Below are 17,704 nucleotides of genomic sequence, written 5' to 3' on the forward strand. Positions count from 1 at the left end.
ATAAAATTAGTGGATACTGCTAGCCAAATCCTGTTCTACTCAGCATCATCAAGATGCATTCTGAGGCACCTTCCGTGACGAAGTTTCGTTCGACTACCGTCCGCGCCGGCCTGGCGCTTTCGTTTGTTACCCTGACGCTTCTCGCCATGTCCGGCTGCAGGGGATGCCAGTCGGCCCACGTCTCTCCCGCTCATCCCGGTGTTGTGCTCCCGCAGCCCAAAGGCGACGCAGGCGCTGAGGTACAAAAACTGCTCGACTCGCCGCAGCTTGCGGTTCTTAACAGCGCCAACTATGCCGATTATCAACCGCAAGTGGAGAAGTTCTACATCGCCCGCAGCTACGATCCTGCGTGGCTGCGCGATGGCAAGCCGACACCACAGGCCACAGCGCTGATTGCGCTCTTTGGCGATGCCGTGAAGAAGGGCCTCAAACCGGAGGACTACGACGCTTCGCGCTGGCCACAGCGTGTGCAGCAGTTTGCAGCGGGCCATGCGTCTGCGGACAAGGAGGCAGAGTTCGACTTAGCAATGACGATTTCGGCGATGCGCTATATCTCCGACCTGCATGTCGGTCGCGTAAATCCGCAGTCGTTGAACTTCGACATCGATGTTCCGGCGAAACGCGCTGCGTTCGATCTGCCGGACTTCCTGAGTGGCCAGATCATCGATGCCGCCGATGTGTCGGCTGCGATCGACACGGTCGAGCCGCAGAACGCGATGTATGCCGACCTGGAGAAGGCTCTGGTTCAGTATCTCGATCTGGCCAAGCAGCAGGCTGACAACCCACAACCGCCTCTGCCTTCCATCGGGGAGACGGGCGCGAAGCCGATCGGATTGGGCGGATCGTATGCCGCGTTGCCAGAACTATTGGCGAGACTGCAGCTAGAAGGCGATGTGCCTGCGCCTGCGGCTGATACGACGGGTACGACAGATGCTCCTACGCCAACAGTTCCGAAGAGCTATAACGCGAATCTCGTGGCGGCGGTGAAGCACTATCAGCAGCGTCACGGCCTTACGCCCGATGGCAGACTCACGCAGTCCACAGTCGACTCGTTGAATGTGCCGATGGCCACACGAGTTCAGCAACTCGGCAACTCGCTCGAGCGCTGGCGCTGGATGCCGGAAAACTTTGTGAACCCACGCCTGATGGTCAACCTGCCGGAGTTTATCGTGCGGGCGTACGACCCCGACCACACGCTTGCTTTCAAGATGAAGATCGTCGACGGTCAGGCCAAGGGCAACCACGACACGCCGATGTTTGTTCGCACGATGCGCTATGTGGTCTTTCGTCCGTACTGGAATGTGCCGCCATCGATCATCAAGAAGGAGCTGGTCCCACACATTCAGAGCAGTGGCATCGGCTATCTCGCGGCCAAGGGTTACGAAGTGGCAAAGGGGGATGGCACGGTCGTCACAGGCTATACCGCACACGATATCGAGCATCTGCGCTACATCGTGCGGCAGAAACCTGGACCGCAGAATTCGCTGGGCCTGGTGAAGTTCCTGTTTCCGAATGAGTACGACGTCTACATGCACTCCACACCGGAACTGCCGCTCTTCAACCTGACCCGCCGCGACCGTTCGCACGGCTGCGTGCGTCTGGAGCACGCCGACCAGATGGCTGAGTGGGTGTTGCAGGGCCAGGGCGATTGGGACGCGGACAAGATATCCGAGGCGATGAACGGCGACAAGAATAACAAGACCGTCAACCTGAAGACGACGCTGCCAGTGATCATCGGCTACTTCACTGCGATAGCGGATGATGACGATGGTTCCATCCACTTCTTCAACGATATCTACGGCTATGACAAGGCGCTCGATGCAGCGCTGGACAAGGGCATACCGTATGAGTCGACGCCCAAGAAGATCAATCCGACGCTGGTTCCGGGCGAGACGGAGTAGTCTTTGCTTCCGGCGCGAGGTTATCCGCGATCCAGGTGTCGGACTCGGCTTTCACCTGTTTCAGAAAGTCGCTGAGCCGCTGTCCGCGGTGCTGCTCGAAGGTTCGGTCGAGCACCTCGCACTGCGCGATGCGGTCGAGCCGAAAGACGCGAAAGTCGTTGCGTAGCTCGCACCATGCCACAACTGTCCAGGTGCCGCTCCAGCAGTAGAGCGCCAGCGGCCGCACAGTGCGCTCGGAGGGCTCGCCGTTCAGGCGTGTATAGGCGAAACGGATGGGGTGACACTCCAGGCACGCTGCGTGCACGCGGTCGAGCAGGCGACGCTGAGGTTGCTGCATCCGATAACCAGGCGCATAGAGCAGAATCTTGTCGAGCCGGTCGGCGAGCGTAGCTGGAAGCACCGCCTCAATGCGCGCCAAGGCTGAATCCGCAGCGGCCGCATTCTCCACGCCGCCCCAGGCCTTCACCAGCCGCGCGCCGAGCACCAGTGCCGTTAATTCTTCGGGAGTAAACATGAGCGGTGGGAGGTCGAACTCGCGGCGTAGCGTATAGCCCACGCCGGCTTCGCCTTCAATCGGCTGGCCGGCAAGCTGCAGGTCGCGCACGTCGCGATAGATAGTGCGTTCGGAGACCTGAAGCCGTTCGGCTAGGGCACTAGCGGTCTTCAGGCGTCCGGAGCGGAGCATCTGCACGATGCGAAAGAGGCGGTCACTGCGTCTCAATGTGCGCCTCCGTGTTGCAGATTAACGGCTGTGCAACCCAACATGATTCCCCTCGGAGTCCAGCAGGCAGGCATAGGAGCCGAAGCCTCCGGGGATCTCCGTGCGCGGCACGAGCACCGTGGCGCCGAGTGCGGTGGCACGGTCGAGTGTGGCATCGAGTTGGCCATCGACGTTGTGATAGACCATCGTACCGTCCGCAGTAGGCTTTTGCAGCGGGCTATGAATGAGAGCTCCGGCTACGGCACCAGACTCGGCCGGGAACATGAAGTACGGCACGGAGCCGGGAAATTCGCTGAGCTTCTTATCAAGCAGTGTCTCGTAGAAACGGACAGCACGCTTCATGTCGGTGGCTGGAACTTCGAACCAGGTAATGGCGTTGCCTTCAAACTTGCTCATGGGAGTGTCTCCTGTGCGATATGAATATCGACTACATTCGCAGAGTAGAAGAAGGCTACTGACAGCATTGTGTCAGTAGGTTGGCAGGAGGTTGTAAAAGCTCTTCCACTGTAAGGTGTACCCCAAAATCTGTCATCTCGACCGAAGGCGGCGTTCTTTGCCGCCGTAGTGGAGAGACCTGCAGTTTGTTTGTACTGGCACTATCGCCTGCGCGAACAAGCTGCAGGTCTCTCCGCTACGCATGACGATAAAACCGTCACGCTCCGGTCGAGATGACAGGCTTTTGTGGGTGATTCGGGCGAAAAGCACCTGTACAGACACTTAGGTGGAAACCGCTCTAATACGCGTCGCCACCGGTCTCGCCATGCATGGTGTCGAGGTTCTCAAAGCGTGTAAAGTCGGCGAGATACGCCATCTTCACCGTGCCGGTGGGACCATTACGCTGCTTGGCGATGATGATCTCGGCCTGGCCCTTGATGTCTTCGTTCTCGCGATCGTAGTACTCCTCGCGATGAATGAACGCGACCACGTCGGCGTCCTGCTCGATCGAACCCGACTCACGCAGATCTGAGAGCAAGGGTTTCTTATCGCCAGTACGCTGTTCACTGCCACGCGAGAGCTGCGATAGCGCAACGACGGGAACCTGCAGCTCTTTTGCCAGAGCTTTCAGTCCGCGCGAGATTGAGCTGACCTCCTGCGTGCGGTTCTCAAACTTCTTCTGCGAGCTGCCCGCCGAGCCGGTCATCAACTGCAGGTAGTCGATAACGATCAGATCGAGCGCACCTTCCTGCTGGCGCAGGCGACGGGCTTTGGCGCGCATCTCGGCCAGCGTGATGCCGGGCGTGTCATCGACAAACATCTTGGAGGTCATCAGTCGGTCGAGCGCGGCGATCAGCTTGCCTTTGTCTTCGCGTGGAATAAAGCCGGTCTGCAGCTTGCGCGAACTAACCGCGGACTCACTGGCCAACATACGTCGCAGCAGCGACTCCTTGGACATTTCGAGCGAGAAGATCGCGACGACCTTACCGTCTTTGACCGCGCAGTTCTGCGCGATGTTGATGGCCCAGGCGGTCTTGCCCATCGAGGGTCGCGCGGCGATGATGATGAGCTCGCTGGCTTGCAGCCCGCTGGTCATCTTGTCGAACTCGATGTAATGCGTCGCGAGACCGGTGACCTCACGACCCTGCTCGTAGAGCGCGTCGATGCTTCCGAAGGAACTCGCGACGATGTCCGCAATCCCCGAAAAGCCACGCTGAATAGCCGAATCCGCCACCTCGGCGAGGCGTACTTCGACATCGTTCAGAACCTTGGTGGCCTCTTCGTTCTGGTCCGAGGCCAACACCATGCCATCGTTGAAGATGCCGAGGAGCTGGCGCAGCAGACTCTTGTCCTTGATGATGCGGACGTAGTCTTCAACTTTTGGGTGGCGTGGAACGCCCTCGCTGAGATACGCAAGATACGCTGGCCCACCGATAGCGTCGAGCTCGCGGCGCTTGGAGAGCGCATCCATCACAGTGATGTAGTCGATCGCATGGCCGACGGCCAACAACTCGATCATGACGCGATAGATGCGCTGGTGCGAGTCGAGCGAGAAATCCTCGGGCCGCAGCTTGGCCGTAGCGTCGGTGACGGCCACGGAGTCGAGCAGCATCGCGCCCAGCACCGTAATCTCGGTGTGGACCGAGGACGGAAGACCGTCGTTCATAGGTGCGGGCATGGTGAGAGAGGCCATTCTGTCGGCGGGTACTCCAGATTCGTCTTGTCGAGGGCGTGGCTGTTGAATTTGCTTCGTGAAAGAAGCAAATTCCAGCCTACGCGGGGGTTCAATTGTGGAGAGATGGACGAGATGTCTAAATCAAGGAAATCTCAGTACGAAATTGGCGGCCCGAAGGCCGCCAATTTCTGCCAATTCCTTGATTCAATTACGCTTTGGTTGTGCGCTCGACATAAACCTTTTGCGCAGCGATCAACCCATCGCCAAACTTCGCTCCAAGCTGTGGCAGCGACTTCACCACCACCTGCTCCAGCGCGCCGATCAGCGCAATCGTGTCCATGTAGTCGAAGAAGCCAAGGTGCGCGATGCGGAAGATCTGACCCTTCATCTCGCCCTGGCCGTTGGTGATGACCGCCGCAAAGCGCGACTTCAGCTCCTTGACGATCACACCGGAGTCGACGCCTTCGGGCGCGAACACCGCCGTAGCCGCTGCGCCAGGAGCGTCGCTGAAGAGCTTGAATCCCAGCGCTTCGACAGCCGCACGGGTCATCGCGGCGATAGTCTCGGCGTTGTCGACCAGCTTCTTGCGGCCCTCCGCGAGGTTACCCGCCGGATTATCGGGCGTCGCGGCCTGCGCGGCGATCCAGTCGAGTGCCGCACCGAGTGCCGCGATCAACGCGACAGCCGGCGTGTAGGCGCTCTCGCCGTTTTTCGCGTTCTTCCGCTCCTTGCGTAGATCGAAGTAGTAGCGCGGGTTGTAAGTGGCCTCCATGCGGTCCCACGCCCTCTGGCTCACGGCCAGGTAGCTGAGTCCCGGTGGGATCATCACGGCCTTCTGTGAGCCGCCGATCAGCACATCGATACCGGTAGCATCCATGTCGAGGTGCGTGGTGCCCAGCCCGGTAATGCCGTCCACGATGAGCAGAGCTTCGGAGTGTGCATCCTTCAGCAGCTTCGCCAGTGCTTCCATGTCGTGGCGCGCGCCGGTGGAGGTCTCATTGGCCTGCACGAAGACAGCGCGGGTCTCGAGCTTGAGCGCAGCCTTTACCTTGTCCAGGTCGAAGGTCTTGCCATAGGGTTCGGAGACGAGATCGACCTCGCAGCCGAAGGCCTTGGCCAGCGCCGACCAGCGCTCGCCGAACTTGCCGGCCGAGAGCACCAGCACGCGGTCGCCGGGCGAGGTGAGGTTGGAGACTGCGGCCTCCATCGCTCCGGTGCCGGAGCTGGAGAGGATGATGACGTCGTTTTTGGTCCCGACAAATTCCTTGAGCTGCGCCAGAACGCGCAGGTAGAGCGCACGGAACTCCGGGGTGCGGTGGTGGATGTCGGCAGCGGCCATGGCGAACTGCGCGGCCGGAAGAAGAGGGGTCGGACCAGGAGTGAAGAGACGCGTCTTGCGGATCATATGTCCTTATTTTAGCGATAGAGAGAGATTCCCCCGAAGCAATGTCGCAACCAGTCGGGCTTCAGGGCCATAAACCCTCCTGTAGAACCATGAATAATAGGGATATGTCTGAGAATGTTGAGAAATTCACCGGCCGGGTGGCGGCATACGCTGAGTATCGGGAACGCTACGATCCCGGGATTGTGTTGCCCCTGCTAAGAGACTGGTGCGGCTTGCTGCCAGAGTGGACTGTGGCCGATGTCGGCGCTGGAACCGGCATGTTGAGTGATGTGTTCCTGGCAGGCGGCAATCGTGTGATTGCAGTAGAACCCAATGTCGAAATGCGACAGGCGTGTGCTGAGCTTCACGAGGGCAATGCGCAACTATCCCTCATCGACGGAACCGCTGAGTCGACGGGGCTGGAAGACGCATCGGTAGAGATGGTGAGCGTGGGGCGGGCCCTCCATTGGTTCGATATCGAATTGGCAATGCGCGAGTTCCGGCGGGTTTTGAAGCCGAATGGATGGGTTGCCGTGGTTGCCTTCGGGCGTTCCAAAGACGGCCGGGAAGAAAATGAGGCCTATGAAGAGTTTCTTCGACCGTACACGGTAAACGGCCTGGGCACGCGCGCTCAATATACCAAGTACGAGCGATTGAAAGATCTTTTCGCAGGTTATGAATTTCGGAATATGGAAGTTCGAGGAGAGATCCAGATCGGGTGGGAGGCGCTTCGTGGTCTTACGCTATCGCTTTCCCATGCTCCCCTGCCCGAAACGCCTGAGTTTGGGGCTTTTGAGGAAGCGCTGCAAAGATACTTTGCACACCACGAGAAGAACGGTTGCGTGACACTCGCTACGGGGTACTGGATAAACGCAGGAAGATTTGGGTGATCTGCTTAGGGTGTCATCAAATTCGCGATCGGAGCGCGCAGACAGCCTGTTGTGGCAGCGGTGAAGGTTCTATTGCGACAGGTTCCCCGCCGATTGGTACTCTTGACTACGACAAGAGAGGTGAAGCAATGGCAAAGATAGGCGAGCGTCTTGGCGTAGACATTATTTCGGCGATGAAGGCGAAAGAGCAGGACAAACTGACGACCCTGCGCATGGTGAAGTCGGCATTCAAGTCCAGGGAGATCGATAAGCGCGAGCCGCTGACTGACGCGGAAGAGCAGTCCATCATCACCACGCTGCTCAAGCAACGTCGTGAATCGATAGAACAATTCACCAAGGGCAACCGCCCGGAGCTTGCAGCCAAAGAGCAGGTGGAGATCGAACTGATCGACGCCTACATGCCGAAGGCTGCGAGTGCGGAAGACATTCTCGCCACGGTGCAGGGTGCGGTGGAGCAGATCACCAAAGACAACGGCGGCACACGCCCCGGCCCGCGCGACATGGGTGCGGTGATGAAGGTCGCACAGCAGCGAATCCTTGCTGACGGCATTCGTGCCGACGGCAAGCTTGTCAGCGAACTGATAAAGGCCGAGTTAGCCAAGGGAGCCTAGTTTCGCGAAGGGAGCCGTCGCGAAACGTGGCTCCCTTCGCGCCCGTTGCGTCAAGGCGTTTACAGGTGCTCGAACAGCCACCAGACTGGCAATCTACCGCAGCCGGAATCGCACAAACAAAACCTCACCCGTAGGTGTGTCACCGTAGATCGATCGCAGCGGCTGCGGTGTGCGATAGACCGTGAACTGCGCCCCGGGCGCGGCCAGAAGATGCTGGCCCAGCGCGATGTCGTGGTCGTAGCCGAAGGTGTATGCGGCGACGTGGCCGATGGGCGACTCCTCGAAACCTGCAGGCAACCGTGTTCCAGGTGTGAGCAGCAGCTCATTCGAGCGGCCTGCGTTTTCGAGACGTGTCCACACGTAGTTCTTGCCGGCAAAACGGAGCAGCGCCTCAGCGAGATAGCTGTTCTCTTTGCTGTTGTCGCTGAGCGAGCGTGTGCGTCCCCAGACGAAAGTTGTCGAAAGATCGGTCGTCGGTTCAGCGGCCATATTCATGGAGGGCGTTGCAGAGGCTGACTTCAAGCCATGGCTCATGTCCATTCCGGGCATGTTTGCCATGTCGTCCATCTTCATGCCGCCCATATCCATGCCGGCCATGTTGCCCATCGGTTTCGCATGGAACGTGTGGTGATACATCACACTCGCCGTCTGTCGAGCCTGGTCTTCGCCGGGATACAACGCCTCAGGAGACGTGATGTGCGCAATAGAATACTGCCCACTCCAATCCGGCGTAGGAGAGACTGTAAGCCGCGTCGCAACTGAGTCGATATTGTGCCCATTGGGCGAAGGTTCGAACTGCCATCGTGACTCATCCGGCTCGCCGCCGTGAAAGCCCGAAAGCTCGACCCGCGCCCAGCGATACGTCAGCCCGCCGGTTACAACATTGAACGCGATATGTGTCGAGTCCTCCTGATGGTGCCCGAGCGCGGCGATGGGGTCTTCACTGGCCGACTGGCGATGTGGATAGGCCGTTGGCCCAATAGCAGGATCACCGACCGGGGCTGCATACAGCGAGAACAGCGTGTTGTGCGAGAGCGGCAGATCGTACAGCGCCGCTACCTCCATAAAGAAGTCGTGCGGATGCTGGCCGTCGACGATAGGTGCGCCGTAGGCGGTCTCTCCCTGCTGGAAGAGCTCCGGGTAGTTGCGGTTGCCGACGGTTCCCGGCTCGAACGAGAACATCGCGCGCACGGTCAGCTCGCCAGCTCCCAATTTGTGCTGCGCCATTGGCATGATCCAGTTGGTAGAGAAGAACGCATCCCGATTGCGCGGGGAATCAGCCTGCTGCTGCGTGTCGGCAGCGAAGGCGTTGGCGTGCAGCATCAGTCGCCAGCCATCATGGTCGCTCATCCACATCGGCACAGGTGTACTCGCGGGTTCGATGCTTGTACCCGACGAGCCGTGTTGCTGCTCGGCTTCGATCAGAGAGTGCGCGGACATTACCATCTGCGGCATGGACTGCTGGGCATGCAGGGACGTGGCAAGTAGAAGAACAGACGAAATTTGAATCAACCGCTGCATGCGTGGGGAAGGCTCCTTCAGGTATGACGAGGCGCGACAGGTTTCAGCGCGCTCGTCTTCTTACAGGAGAAGACGTATACGTCGCGAAATCCTTACACCTGCATTTCAGTCACGTGCAAACAGGAAGTGAGGTGGGCATGGTTACGGGCAAACTTCTCGATGGCTCGCAGCTGGTTGTTTCTGAGGATCTTCCGGTAAGCTACCTTGCGGTCTGCGGCTATCCCGGATAACTGAGTAGTTAGCTCGTAGTGATCTCTCCAGTGTCATTATCTACGCTGATGTGCAAAGCGATAAGATGCGACCTGCTTATCTCGATCTGAGCCACATTTATAAGTTGATGAATTCTCACCTATCCGATAAATATTTCGAACTAGAAATCTACAATACCGAACTATAGCCTCAAAACCACGACATTACTGGTTCAGGATGGCGTTGTAAGTTGTGTTACTCCGTAGCTGCAAATTGTAGGAGCAACCATGGTATCGATCTATCTGTTCCGTCTGTCTACTGTCCATTTTCGGACAGACGTTTACCGTGAGCGTGGCTTCGGTCGCGGTGTTCCACGACAGCCAGTTAAACGCTTTCCTGCGCGAAAATTCAATAAATCTTCCCTCGAAATGGTCTTGCGTAAGTGCTATCCCCTGATATGATATGAGGCTTATCGATGAACCTCATTTGTGTGCCGCATGAAAATTTGCGTGAGGGATTTGAGCTTAATCCTCAGTCATCGAAAATCCAGCTTCATCTTTAGGAGTTACTGAAATGCCGGTCTGCTGGTCATCCATTCGTAAGGTCACTCTAGGAATCTTTTCTGTCGTAACTCTGGCTGCGAGCATAAAGCCCGCCACTGCACAAGACCCCCTCGTTACGGGACTTGAAAAGAAATACCGTATCTCGGAGATCAATATGCAAGGCGTAGTCGCCAGGCCTGGAACCGTGTTGACGGTCGAGGCCGATGGGATCAACGCCGAACCCTACCCTACGATGATTACCTTTGAAAACCCAGTGGTGGACGGGCAAGTGAAGCAGCGCTCCAAGGGCCTCGGCTTTCTGAAGAGCAATAATCTGCAGATCCTGCAGCCAGGGCAGAAGGTCTATATCACCAAGATCAATGACGACACCCAGGGAAGCAAAGAAGATTCCCTGAAGATAACCATCCTGACCACCGATGCGGTTCTGGCCACGTTTACGAACGGTGCTTACGGAGGGCAATACCAAGCGGCGAAGAGATATTCGACGACCCTGGCTTTCAAAGAGCCCAAGGGAACCCTGTCGCAGCTGTCTGTGGACGATGCGTCAAAGTTGATCGATGCCATTCTGTCGGTAAATCCTGCTGATCAAGTACGAGCTCGTGAATCCGGCGTAGTTGCCCGTTCGTGCGAACCTCATTGCGCTGTTTCTACGACTACGGGCAACGTGATCGGACAGGCGGTCATCCCGCAGGGAGGTCCACCCGCTCCGGCACCTCTCCCACCGCCACCCGCACCAGCTGATGCGCCCGCTGGACCGCCACCTACGATCGAGCTTGGCCAGACCAAGGACCAGGTCCAGACCGCGTTTGGCACACCCACGCGTATTGTCAAACTCGGCGCGAAAGAGATCGAATACTTCAAGGATATGAAGGTTACTTTCGTCAACGGCAAGGTAACCGACGTTCAGTAGTGTCTTTCAGCGCATTTTCGTAAGAGTGTAGGTCGGATAATCTCTCTGCATGCCGTTTTCATTGGAAAATGGCATGCAGAGAGCTTTGTTTTCGCCCTACAGTATTACGGAAAATGCTTTAGCCGGCCGAAACATCTCAAGTCGGCGTTTGTGAGTCTCGTATCTTCGGTTCTCGGGAGTCCTCGTCCATGCCGCATATCTTTTCGTCACATCTTCGTTCCTGCACGGTCGTTTTGCTGGCAGTATCTTCTGGGCTTGCCCTGCAGGCGCAAATTAAGAAGTCTGTGCCTGCCGCCAAACCTGCACCGCATGTCGCTGGCGCTCATCCCGCAACTGGAACGCTGGGGCATGCCGGCACAGCTCCGCATGCACTCGCTGATCACGGGCCCATGTCTCACGCTGGTCCGGCAAACAATCGCGAAGTTCGCGTCGCCGGCGGAGGCGCTGTCCGTATGCGTCCCAACGGCCGCCCTGCCGACTTTCACGATCCCGGCCGCGGCATGGATATTCACCACAACCTGGTAGGCGGCGGTCGCCGCGTGTCGGTGGAACGCGCCGATCACTCCCACCTGGTTTATGAGCGCGGCCGGGCCGGCTACATTGGCCATCCCTACCTCTACCACGGACATGAGTTTGCTCGCCGAGCCTATTACTTCAACGGCCGTGCTTACAACCGTTTCTATAACCCTTATGGCTTCCATGGCGTGCATCTTGAGGTCTATGCTCCGTATCGGTTCTATCCGGTGGGCTTTTATGGCTGGGCCTACCATCCCTGGTTCCGTCCGGTACCGTATGCCTGGGGCTTCGGCGTCAACCCGTGGTATGGCTACTACGGCGCGTACTTCACGCCCTACCCGGTCTACGCTTCTCCCTCGCTCTGGCTAACGGACTACATGATCTCGCAGTCCCTGGCTGCTGGTTATGACGCGGAGATGGCCGACGGTCCTCCTCCGCCACTAGGAGCCGACGTCTCTCCACTAAGTCCCGATGTCAAGCAGATGGTTGCCGACGAGGTACAGCGTCAGCTGGCGCTTGAAAACAGCGAAGCGCAGATGAACGCACAAGGCCAGGCCCCCGATCCCAACTCCAGCAGCATCGCCCGCCAGCTCAGCGACGGCCAGCCTCATGCCTTTGTCGCTGGTTCAGAGGTCGATGTCGTCGATACAGCCTCCGGGCAGGAGTGCGCCGTTACCGATGGCGATGTACTCCAGCTCACTACGCCGCCGGCACCGGATGCCACCGAAGCCTCGCTGATGGTGATGTCCAGCAAGGGCGGCAGAGAGTGCCACAAGATGGCTGTGGTCTCGGTGCCGCTCGAAGACCTGCAGGAGATGCAGAACCACATGCGTGAGACGCTCGACCAGGGGCTCTCCGATCTGCAGGCCAAACAGGGAAAGGGAGGGCTCCCCACTGCACCTCCCTCGGCCATGGCCGCTCCCGTCAACGCCGCTTTTGCTCAGGATGCACCCCCGCCTGAGCCCGGCGGCGCACAGGACCTGGCCGCTCAGGCAAGACAGGCCGATCAGTCCGAGCAGGCATTGACGAGCGCTGCTAACGTCTCTGGTCCATCGGCTGCGGTCGATGGACCGCCGCCTGCCACTGCTCCGCCTGCATCCGTCAACATTACCCCTGGTCAGTCCATGGACGACGTGAAAGCAGCGCTCGGTCAACCTACCCGCATCGTCAACCTCGGACCGAAGTCGATCTATGTCTACAAGGATATGAAGATCACGTTCAAGGACGGCAAAGTCAGCGATATTGAATAACTTGAAATCCCTGGCGGTAGAAGACCCCACGTTTTGCCTCTGAGACGTGGGGTCTTCTGCTTAATGATTCGTGCGCACATCGGATGACAGGCTCTATCCGATCTTTGGATGCAGTCGATGAAACCCGGTCTTCTGTTGGTACGCAGCAGCGAGCGCGCAGGCCTTGGCTTCGCCGTAGAGCGGCGCAAGAAAGGTGATGGATACCGGCGTGCCGGGACCACCATAGTCAGGCCACTCGTCTATACCGGCAGAGAACGGGGGCGCGTCATCGCCGCGCAGCCCATTGGGCACAATCACCGCTGGTTGTCCGCAGAGATTGGTCGCCGTTAGCTGTGATCCTCCGCTGGGCGTAACGATGACATCAACGCCGAGAAAGAGTTCGTGCATCGCTGTGATAGCCACGCTGCGAGCGCGCTGAGCCTGGATGTAGTCGACAGCTGGGATAAATCGTGCGGTGCGGAACTCGTTAGGCCAGTCGTAAGGCTTTTGTCCCGTGAGCAGCCTATCGCGCCCGGAGAGCGTGAGCTCGTCGAAGGCCGCAGCGCCCTCCGCGCTGAGGACGCTGAGCAGCGCCGAAAAATGAAATCCCGGCAGCTCTACCGGCGTGAGCGCAACGCCCATGGCTCGCAGGTGGTCGAGCGTAGCTGCTTCAAACTTTGCATCATAGACACGTCGATCGAATTCGGCACGATGCGTCTGCTCTCGGCTGGCACGCTCGGCGGCAGAGAGTTTGCTCGTCTCTTCTGCCGATAGCGGCTGAAAGACCGGAGCCTCAAAAGCAGATTTCAAATATCCCACGCGCAGTCGGCGTACATCGAGCGTGAGGTCCACATGAAACGGAGCAGGCTGCACGCTTCGGTCGTGATCATCCGGCCCGTAGATCGCATTGAGCACGAGTGCGCAATCTTCGACCGAGCGGGCGATGGGTCCGATCTTGTCCATCGACCATGAGAGCGCCATCGCCCCCGTGCGCGGGACCAATCCAAAACTAGGCCGAAGGCCCGTCGCACCGCAGCGCGTGGACGGGCTGGAGATAGACCCCAGAGTTTCAGTTCCGATCGCAAAGCCCACGCAGCCCGCCCCAACCGCCGAGGCCGAACCCGCGGAGCTTCCACTCGAACCCTGCCGCAGGTTCCAGGGATTGCGTGTGCGGCCCCCAAACCACAGATCGCCCTGCGCCAGCGCTCCCATGCTGAGCTTCGCCACCAAGATAGCGCCTGCGGCATCCAGGCGTTTCACCACCTCGGCGTCTTCGTCGAAGTGCTGTTGTTCAAAGCCTGCTGCGCCCCATGTGGTCGGGTAGCCCTTCACCGCGAGCAGGTCTTTAGCGCCCCAGGGAATGCCATGCAGCGGGCCACGATACTTGCCGGCAGCGATCTCGCGGTCGGCCTGTTCAGCCTGCGCGATAGCACGTTCTTCCGTAAGCGTGATGACGAAGTGCAACGCCGGATCGTAGCGCTTCAGGCGCGCAAGATACATCTTCGTCAGCGCAACGGAGGTGAGCTTGCGCAAGCGGAGCGCCTCGCCAAGTTCACGCACCGTGGCGAAGGCCACGGTCTCCTCTTGCGAGACAAGAGCTGAGACAGAAAGAGTGCTGGTATTCGGTGCAGGACCGAGTCGTACCGGCATGGAGCCCGCCGAATGGGTAGCAGGAGTTCCTGCGGGCAACGGATTGAAGACGCTCGTCGGAGCAACACTATTGGCCAGGTGTAAGGTTCGTACCCGCAACGCGGAGTTGCGCTGACCGACGAGACCTTCGAGCATCATCTGCTTCTGCTCGTCGGTAAGTTTGATCGCCGCAATGGCGGCTGCCGCATCGATCATCTCTGGCGTAATCGGCGGCCACCCCCGCAGGTCGGGCTGTGCGTCTGCGGCAGGGGCTGCACCGCTAACACCCGAGGAAGTTGCTATAGGCTGCGTAGCAAGAGCCAGCAGCGCGCCTGGAAATAGAGTTCCACCTAGTCCAGCAGCAGCAGAGACAGCAAGAAAGCGCCGGCGGGCGATCCCGGCTGAGGAAGCATTGGCGTCGAAGGTCATGCGAAATTATTGCATCGCAAACCCTCGCAGGATACGCGGAGCCTATTACGAAACCTTATGCTCGATCCAACTCGTGATGAGTATCCCGCTCGCTCAAGGCTCGTTTCTACAGTGGGCGGTATGAGATCAGCTGTAGGCACTAATGCTTCAGGCTGCAGAGATCCACATTTGGATTCACGAGTTGATCGCTCTCCTGTGTCACCGATTTCCATGCGACCTGCTGCAACTGAACTGCAACGGCAGGTGAGATGCCCAGTGTCGCCGCCGCCTGCTCGCTTCCTCCGAACGTACGAACATCCGTGCCGGTGATCTTCTGAAAGAGCACCAGGCCACTGAGGTATGCGCCATAAATGCTGGGATGATGGAATCCTGCATCGGTGGGCGTATCGACCGTCGACGGCTCGCTCCCAGGCTGATAGTTGAAGCTGAGGGAAACGCCTGTTGCGGAGCCTCCATAGGGATCAGGGTTGGCAACGCCTTCACTCCAGGCACGCGACCAGGCATCGCCCACCGCCGCGATGCCGGCGATGTGGCCATCCTGCATCGCGGCGCTCAAGTACACGTCATGATAGGCGTCCGTAAGTTTGCCCAGAGACGTGAGGTAGGCCGAGGGTGAGAACGGGGTGGTGTCACTATCCTCATAGGCGGTATCGGCTGGCGCCCAGGTCTGATAGAGATATACATTCGCGTTCGGCGCCGCAGTATGCACGCCCTGCTCGATCGTGCCGACGGCATCGCAGAAGACCGAGGGATCGCTTTTGCTGTTTTTTGAAAGAGCAACAGGGATTGGCTGGAAACTGGCTTCTTGCAAGACCACGGTATTCCAGAGGGACTGATTGATCACGTCCTGGGCTGCGTTGTAATTGGTGATCAGCGGTGTCTCGGAGATAGCTTCGATGTGCACGTTGTAGGGCAGCCCGGTTTCGACAGCGAGCTCGGCGAAGATGCCCGGGATTCCACCCCACGGCCCCGTTTCGCCAGGTTGACTCTCCATCCGCGCCGTCACTGTCGTATTGAAGTTCTCATCGACGACCTGTGCCGATGCCGCCGTGGAGCCCAAACCACCCGTGACGGGTGTGTTGTTGTAGGTTCGAACAGGCAGGTAGCGCCCGTGCGTAAAACTGTCGCCCACAAACAGGATGTGTTGGGTCGGCGGCGTGCTGGAGACGGTGATAGGGTGACCGTTCGTTCCGCATCCTAGGGTGCATAGAGGAAGTGCGGAGACGGCAGCCACGAGGGCGAACGTTGTCGATCTCGAACGAAAGAGCGTCATTGCATTCTGCTTCATCAATATTTCCATTTCCTTTTTAGGGGTCTCCATTCGTGGAGCGATCTGGAGTCTGCGCTTCTTATGAGGAACGGCATCGCGCACGAAGGCGGCCGTATTGTGTGTATGCGAGCTCCGAGCAGGCCCATGGAGGCGCCTGCCGCAGATAGTCCGGCAGATTCAGTTACTTCAGGAAGCGTTGTTGGATGAGCCAGCGTTGGAACATCTCCGGCCACGCACTCTCTTCAGGAATGCCTACGGCCAGACCGGCGCCATGCTCGCCATGGGCGAATAAATGCGCGTCCACCGGGATTCCTTGCGCCTTCAGAGCCGCGACGAATAGCACGCTGTTCTGTGGGCTGATCTTTGCGTCATCCATGCTCTCGAACAGAAAGACCGGAGGCGTGTGCGGTGTTACATTCTTCTCGCCGGAGAGGTATGTCTGAAGATGCTGCAACTCTGGTCCCTCGAACCCGCGAAGCAGATTGCGGTAAGAACCGGAAGGGGGCACGTCGGCAGGATCCATCGAGATCACCGGATATCCCAAACCAAGCAGCTCCGGGCGTCCACGTTCTGCATCCACGGCATCATGCACCGGCAGGCCGAAGTCGGTGGCGGAGTGCAGGGTAAGCGTACTAGCCAGGTGTCCACCTGCCGAGAATCCAAACAGAGCTACTCGCTGTGAGTCGATTCCAAGTTGAGCGGCGCGATAGCGGATCAGCTTGAGGGCACGCTGCCCATCCCACATCGGAACTGGGTAACGGTAGCTTCCGTCCTTCTGCGCGAGCCGGTAGTACAAGACAAACGAGGTCGCATGAAGCGTTTGCGAAAAGTACTCTGCAACCGGCGCTTGTTCCTTCTCATCCGTTAGGCGGTCATAGCCACCACCCGGAATAATGAGGATCGCAGGCCTCGGAGAAGATCCTTCTGTCCGTGCGGGGAACATGCGGAGATAAGGAATGTCTCTGCATGGATCATCGCCGATTGCCCCTGGCGCACGCCCGTCCCACAGGCGTATATCCGCTCGATCCGCAGGATCATAACAGTTGGCCGACTCTTCATGAGATGACGACGAGGCGGCGCGTTCGTGCCGGTGACTTTGTGCGAAAGCTTGCAATCCCGTGGAGGCCAATAGGACGAAGGCGAAGACTCTATAACCGTTTTTCAGCATGTTCGTAATGTTCAACTTTCCAACTGAGCGGTACCCAGTTATAGAAGCTATGAACCAATACAAAACGCTTTGTTGTCTGCAACATCTTAGGTTTTTCTAAATTAGTTCCAAAACCCTTTGGAATCAATGGCAATTGCCATAATCGCCCGGCAGCGTGGTCCTGAACTCGAACGAGACGCGCGAAATCTTCTCATCAAGTACGTCACCCCAAAAGGGAACGAGACCTGAAAACAGCAAAGCCCGCGGTATTGGCCGCGGGCTTTGCTGTTTCCAAAAGTGTAGACGGACACATAACCCGAAACCCTTGATCCTTTAGAGTGAGTCGTTTGCAGCTGCTTGCAAAATATAACGATGTCACTCGCGGAACCATAAAATGATATTTTCAATCGATAAAGACGCATAACCTGAAACAAGCAGTTAGAGCCATGTAATTGGGTTTATCCAGCGGCTGCCGATCATCTAACTCACAATAGGTACCTTCGCCATATTTTTAGCTGCCCTGGAGAGCTTCTATCGACTGTCGGATAAATGCCTAGGAAATCCCAATAAAAACCAGAAATTTCCGGAACAATATGGTAACTAACTGGGTTCATCTGTGATAGCCTCGGCGGTATCGGAGGCTATCACAGATGCTAGATCTACATTGGCAAGCGCTGGAGTCGA

13 protein-coding genes are annotated in these 17,704 nt (G+C 58.2%); 5 read left to right on the plus strand and 8 right to left on the minus strand.

What is annotated here, in order from left to right; translation table 11 throughout:
- Positions 1 to 74 precede the first annotated feature (74 nt).
- A complete protein-coding gene (locus tag GSQ91_RS03595) occupies positions 75 to 1,901 on the plus strand; it encodes a murein L,D-transpeptidase (RefSeq protein ID WP_158819880.1) in 1,827 nt (608 codons plus the stop codon).
- On the opposite strand, the gene GSQ91_RS03600 is transcribed toward GSQ91_RS03595, so the two are convergent.
- The 4 genes from GSQ91_RS03600 to GSQ91_RS03615 all read right to left on the minus strand — a co-directional run bounded on the left by GSQ91_RS03600 (position 1,867) and on the right by GSQ91_RS03615 (position 6,137).
- On the minus strand, positions 1,867 to 2,622 hold the full coding sequence (locus tag GSQ91_RS03600; RefSeq protein ID WP_158819881.1) for a YafY family protein: 756 nt from the start codon (positions 2,620 to 2,622) through the stop codon (positions 1,867 to 1,869). The genes GSQ91_RS03595 and GSQ91_RS03600 overlap by 35 nt on opposite strands.
- Before the next feature lie 21 nt (positions 2,623 to 2,643).
- Positions 2,644 to 3,018, minus strand: coding sequence for a VOC family protein (locus GSQ91_RS03605; RefSeq protein ID WP_158819882.1), 375 nt, complete (start codon positions 3,016 to 3,018; stop codon positions 2,644 to 2,646).
- Positions 3,019 to 3,355: 337 nt separating this feature from the next.
- Positions 3,356 to 4,750 (minus strand): replicative DNA helicase, encoded by a 1,395-nt coding sequence (gene dnaB / locus GSQ91_RS03610; protein ID WP_158819883.1) that lies wholly within the window; start codon positions 4,748 to 4,750, stop codon positions 3,356 to 3,358.
- Between the two features lie 190 nt (positions 4,751 to 4,940).
- Positions 4,941 to 6,137 (minus strand): alanine--glyoxylate aminotransferase family protein, encoded by a 1,197-nt coding sequence (locus tag GSQ91_RS03615; RefSeq protein ID WP_158819884.1) that lies wholly within the window; start codon positions 6,135 to 6,137, stop codon positions 4,941 to 4,943.
- 104 nt (positions 6,138 to 6,241) lie between these two features.
- Between GSQ91_RS03615 and GSQ91_RS03620 the strand changes: the two genes are divergently transcribed.
- Together GSQ91_RS03620 and GSQ91_RS03625 are read left to right on the plus strand one after the other, a co-directional pair.
- Positions 6,242 to 7,006, plus strand: a complete 765-nt coding sequence (locus GSQ91_RS03620) for a class I SAM-dependent methyltransferase (protein WP_158819885.1) — start codon at positions 6,242 to 6,244, stop codon at positions 7,004 to 7,006.
- A 128-nt stretch (positions 7,007 to 7,134) separates the two neighbouring features.
- Positions 7,135 to 7,617, plus strand: a complete 483-nt coding sequence (locus GSQ91_RS03625; protein ID WP_158819886.1) for a GatB/YqeY domain-containing protein — start codon at positions 7,135 to 7,137, stop codon at positions 7,615 to 7,617.
- Positions 7,618 to 7,710: 93 nt separating this feature from the next.
- Here GSQ91_RS03625 and GSQ91_RS03630 read toward each other — a convergent pair whose 3' ends face one another.
- Positions 7,711 to 9,138 (minus strand): hypothetical protein, encoded by a 1,428-nt coding sequence (locus GSQ91_RS03630; protein WP_158819887.1) that lies wholly within the window; start codon positions 9,136 to 9,138, stop codon positions 7,711 to 7,713.
- Positions 9,139 to 9,900: 762 nt separating this feature from the next.
- Between GSQ91_RS03630 and GSQ91_RS03635 the strand changes: the two genes are divergently transcribed.
- Positions 9,901 to 10,800: a hypothetical protein gene (locus GSQ91_RS03635; protein ID WP_158819888.1), complete on the plus strand. Its 900-nt coding sequence runs from the start codon at positions 9,901 to 9,903 to the stop codon at positions 10,798 to 10,800.
- A 188-nt stretch (positions 10,801 to 10,988) separates the two neighbouring features.
- On the plus strand, positions 10,989 to 12,566 hold the full coding sequence (locus tag GSQ91_RS03640) for a hypothetical protein (protein WP_158819889.1): 1,578 nt from the start codon (positions 10,989 to 10,991) through the stop codon (positions 12,564 to 12,566).
- Between the two features lie 93 nt (positions 12,567 to 12,659).
- Here the strand turns inward: GSQ91_RS03640 and GSQ91_RS03645 are convergent, their stop codons facing one another.
- The 3 genes from GSQ91_RS03645 to GSQ91_RS03655 all read right to left on the minus strand — a co-directional run bounded on the left by GSQ91_RS03645 (position 12,660) and on the right by GSQ91_RS03655 (position 17,056).
- A complete protein-coding gene (locus tag GSQ91_RS03645) occupies positions 12,660 to 14,603 on the minus strand; it encodes an amidase (RefSeq protein ID WP_158819890.1) in 1,944 nt (647 codons plus the stop codon).
- 139 nt (positions 14,604 to 14,742) lie between these two features.
- The gene (locus GSQ91_RS03650; RefSeq protein WP_158819891.1) at positions 14,743 to 15,891 is read right to left on the minus strand and encodes a hypothetical protein; all 1,149 of its coding nucleotides are present in this window, start codon (positions 15,889 to 15,891) and stop codon (positions 14,743 to 14,745) included.
- A gap of 163 nt (positions 15,892 to 16,054) precedes the next feature.
- Positions 16,055 to 17,056, minus strand: coding sequence for an alpha/beta hydrolase (locus tag GSQ91_RS03655; protein WP_158819892.1), 1,002 nt, complete (start codon positions 17,054 to 17,056; stop codon positions 16,055 to 16,057).
- Between the last annotated feature and the right edge of the window lie 648 nt (positions 17,057 to 17,704).

Origin of the sequence: Granulicella sp. S156, assembly GCF_009766105.1 — a bacterium.
GTDB lineage: Bacteria > Acidobacteriota > Terriglobia > Terriglobales > Acidobacteriaceae > Granulicella.

Bases quoted from the DNA above. Each gene is read 5' to 3' on its own strand.
- GSQ91_RS03605 (WP_158819882.1), bottom strand. From the start codon at position 3,018: ATGAGCAAGTTTGAAGGCAACGCCATTACCTGGTTCGAAGTTCCAGCC.
- dnaB (WP_158819883.1), bottom strand. From the start codon at position 4,750: ATGGCCTCTCTCACCATGCCCGCACCTATGAACGACGGTCTTCCGTCC.
- GSQ91_RS03615 (WP_158819884.1), bottom strand. From the start codon at position 6,137: ATGATCCGCAAGACGCGTCTCTTCACTCCTGGTCCGACCCCTCTTCTT.
- GSQ91_RS03620 (WP_158819885.1), top strand. From the start codon at position 6,242: ATGTCTGAGAATGTTGAGAAATTCACCGGCCGGGTGGCGGCATACGCT.
- GSQ91_RS03625 (WP_158819886.1), top strand. From the start codon at position 7,135: ATGGCAAAGATAGGCGAGCGTCTTGGCGTAGACATTATTTCGGCGATG.
- GSQ91_RS03630 (WP_158819887.1), bottom strand. From the start codon at position 9,138: ATGCAGCGGTTGATTCAAATTTCGTCTGTTCTTCTACTTGCCACGTCC.
- GSQ91_RS03635 (WP_158819888.1), top strand. From the start codon at position 9,901: ATGCCGGTCTGCTGGTCATCCATTCGTAAGGTCACTCTAGGAATCTTT.
- GSQ91_RS03640 (WP_158819889.1), top strand. From the start codon at position 10,989: ATGCCGCATATCTTTTCGTCACATCTTCGTTCCTGCACGGTCGTTTTG.
- GSQ91_RS03645 (WP_158819890.1), bottom strand. From the start codon at position 14,603: ATGACCTTCGACGCCAATGCTTCCTCAGCCGGGATCGCCCGCCGGCGC.
- GSQ91_RS03650 (WP_158819891.1), bottom strand. From the start codon at position 15,891: ATGAAGCAGAATGCAATGACGCTCTTTCGTTCGAGATCGACAACGTTC.